Origin of the sequence: Lawsonibacter sp. (assembly GCF_022777125.1) — a bacterium.
Taxonomy (GTDB): Bacteria; Bacillota; Clostridia; order Oscillospirales; family Oscillospiraceae; genus Lawsonibacter_A; species Lawsonibacter_A hominis.
The window spans coordinates 1-2,571 of sequence record NZ_JALFGV010000001.1 but is presented as its reverse complement, the minus strand read 5'-3'; the positions used below and the strand labels follow the sequence as shown (position 1 = coordinate 2,571).

Sequence of the window (2,571 nt, the reverse complement as noted above, 5' to 3'; positions counted from 1 at the left end):
GATCGCCTCATTGGTGATGGTCAGCTTATGGTGGGCTTCGTACCGGTCCCGCAGACCGTGGAGAATGGCGCGTGTGGTGTCCGGATCGGGCTCCTGGATGGTCACGGGCTGGAAGCGCCGCTCCAGGGCGGCGTCCTTTTCGATATACCGGCGGTACTCGTCGGTGGTGGTGGCGCCCACCACCTGGATCTCGCCCCGGCCCAGGGCCGGTTTGATGATGTTGGCCGCGTCAATGGCGCCCTCGGCGGACCCCGCGCCCACGATGGTGTGCAGCTCGTCGATGAACAGGATGATATCCCCCAGACGGCGCACCTCGGTCAGAATGTTCTTCACCCGCTCCTCAAATTCGCCCCGGTATTTGGTGCCTGCCACCATGGCGGACAGGTCCAGGGACAAAAGCCGCTTCCGGCGCAGCTCGTCCGGGACCTCTCCGGCGACCAGCCGCCGGGCCAGCCCCTCCGCCACGGCGGTCTTGCCCACGCCGGGCTCTCCGATCAGGGCGGGGTTGTTCTTCTGCCGGCGGGAGAGGATCTGGATGACCCGGTCGATCTCCTTGTCCCGCCCGACCACCGGGTCCAGCAGCGCGCTGGCGGCCATGCGGGTCAGGTCCCGGCAGAACTGCTCCAGCAGCTTGCTTTCCCCGGCGTAATCCCGTTCCGAGCGGGGCTTTCCGCCGCTGCGGTACGGGGGCGGCGCCTCGCCGCCCATGGCCGCGGTCACATCGCCCAAAAGCCGGCGGGGCTCCAGCCCGGCTCCGCTCAGTACCCGCACCGCCACGCCGTCCCCTTCCCGGAGGATACCAAGCAGCAGGTGCTCCGTGCCTACATAGTGATGGCCCAGGCGGGCTGCCTCCGCCAGAGAGATTTCAATGATTTTTTTGCACCGGGGCGTGAGTCCCTGCGAGGGCAGCGCCCCAGGCGCGCCCACGCCCACCGTGCGCGCGATGGCGGCGCGCAGCGTCTCCGGCTCCAGTCCTGCGCTCTGGAGCACCCGGGCCGCCACGCCCCGCCCCTCCCGGGACAGGCCCAGCAGCAGATGCTCGCTGCCCACATAGCCGTGGCCCAGTTCGGCCGAACACTCCTGGGCCAGACGGAGCGCCGTCTGGGCCCGTTCGGTAAATCTGGTCTCGTTCAAGGGATCACCTCGCCTCTTTCTCAGCCAAAACAGGAACCTGTGCTTTCGTTTGACGGGCTTCATCTGCGCTCCCACGCCCCTTCTCTTTCGTGTTGCGGAGGTGCTCGGCACTGTGCGGCGCGCCCTCCAATGCCGGGGTCAGGCTTCCGGCGGCCTCCATTCGGAAGCGGTCCTGCTTACGTTCCATTCCGCAGCCTCCTTGTCCCCTATTTTTTCCCGCTGTATGAAAATATACCCGGCCTGACTGCAAATTAGCATTGCAATTTCAAAAAGTTGTGGTAAAATGGCTTTAGTTTTATGTAGGAGGTGTATCCCCATGGCCTATGTTATCAGCAGTGACTGCGTGAGCTGCGGCGCTTGCGAGGGCGCCTGCCCCGTGTCCGCTATCTCCCAGGGCGATGAGCACTACGAGATCGACGCCGGTACCTGCATCGATTGCGGCACCTGCGCCGATACCTGCCCCACCGGCGCGATCTCTCAGGGTTGAGCGGGTACTTAAGGTAAAAAAACAGCGGCGCGCCGTACGGCGCGCCGCTGTTTTTCCGGTTGCAAAGCAGGGGGAGAGCTGGTACAATAGAGGCCGGGCAATAGCCCTGTTATGTTCTGTCCGCGCGGTACGCGCCGCGCAATTTCTCGGAAAGTGGCGGTGAGCGTATGTCGGCAGAGATTTCCATCGGGGTCCTGTTTGTGGTAATGGGGCTGGTGTTCGTGCTGATCCCGCTGGAGCACCTGAAAAAGGCGTTCCCCCGGATGCGGTCCAGCTATACCACCAAGTTGGGCGGCGCCGCTCTTTTGATCGCGGGCCTGGGGCTGATCATCAGCCGCCTGACCGCGCTGTACGGATAAATGGAGACGAAGCATTGGCGCAGCGGCGAGGGCCGCTGGGCGCTGGAGGCTTGGGCCGTGCATACCGGCGGAGGGATCGCCGTGTACCTGGGCGGAGGCGAAACGCCCCATGTGGGCTGTAGCGTCCTGGCCGAACCGCGGGCCAGCCTGACCGGGGCGGGGCGGTCCTGTACGCTGAGTATGCTCAACCGGCTGGGGCATAAGGACGATCAGTTTGCTCAGGAGTTGGCCCGCCGTCTTTGCGTGGGGACGGGGGAGCCCGTCAGTGTCGCCGCCGGCGTCCATGTGGAAGGGGCCGGGGGGGAAGACCTGCTTCGTCTCCAGGAACAGTTTTATGCCCTTTGTGCGCAAATCGAGGCGGATTTTTCGTGAAATCCATCCGCGGTCCCGCTCAGACAGCCGGACAGGCGTAAGATCCCGTCCGACGGATTCTTGTTTTTAAGTCCATCGGAAAGCCGCACCGGCGCTGGCGTCCGGTATGGCTCAGACTGTCGAAAAACCCTCCTGGAGAAGGGCCTCGCAGAGTTGAGTCGTCCGCAGACGACGGAAGGAAAGGAAGCTCCGTCATTTTCGGCGACAGGTGCGTCGGAA

The 2,571-nt window shown here is 64.4% G+C and carries 5 protein-coding genes; 3 read left to right on the top strand and 2 right to left on the bottom strand.

Annotated features, from left to right (window positions below):
• Together MR825_RS00025 and MR825_RS00020 are read right to left on the bottom strand one after the other, a co-directional pair.
• The coding region (locus tag MR825_RS00025) for a Clp protease N-terminal domain-containing protein (RefSeq protein ID WP_287877848.1) at positions 1–1,134 on the bottom strand (1,134 nt) is incomplete at its 3' end.
• 4 nt (positions 1,135–1,138) lie between these two features.
• Positions 1,139–1,321, bottom strand: a complete 183-nt coding sequence (locus MR825_RS00020) for a hypothetical protein (RefSeq protein ID WP_186907080.1) — start codon at positions 1,319–1,321, stop codon at positions 1,139–1,141.
• Between the two features lie 129 nt (positions 1,322–1,450).
• On the opposite strand from MR825_RS00020, the gene MR825_RS00015 reads away from it, so the two are divergent.
• The 3 genes from MR825_RS00015 to MR825_RS00005 all read left to right on the top strand — a co-directional run bounded on the left by MR825_RS00015 (position 1,451) and on the right by MR825_RS00005 (position 2,352).
• Positions 1,451–1,621, top strand: a complete 171-nt coding sequence (locus tag MR825_RS00015; protein ID WP_186907081.1) for a DUF362 domain-containing protein — start codon at positions 1,451–1,453, stop codon at positions 1,619–1,621.
• Positions 1,622–1,788: 167 nt separating this feature from the next.
• Positions 1,789–1,980 (top strand): hypothetical protein, encoded by a 192-nt coding sequence (locus tag MR825_RS00010; protein ID WP_186907082.1) that lies wholly within the window; start codon positions 1,789–1,791, stop codon positions 1,978–1,980.
• Positions 1,981–2,352, top strand: coding sequence for a hypothetical protein (locus MR825_RS00005; protein ID WP_256175002.1), 372 nt, complete (start codon positions 1,981–1,983; stop codon positions 2,350–2,352).
• Positions 2,353–2,571 lie beyond the last annotated feature (219 nt).

Coding starts and splice junctions, on each gene's coding strand:
- MR825_RS00020 (WP_186907080.1), bottom strand. CDS start 1,321: ATGGAACGTAAGCAGGACCGCTTCCGAATGGAGGCCGCCGGAAGCCTG.
- MR825_RS00015 (WP_186907081.1), top strand. CDS start 1,451: ATGGCCTATGTTATCAGCAGTGACTGCGTGAGCTGCGGCGCTTGCGAG.
- MR825_RS00010 (WP_186907082.1), top strand. CDS start 1,789: ATGTCGGCAGAGATTTCCATCGGGGTCCTGTTTGTGGTAATGGGGCTG.
- MR825_RS00005 (WP_256175002.1), top strand. CDS start 1,981: ATGGAGACGAAGCATTGGCGCAGCGGCGAGGGCCGCTGGGCGCTGGAG.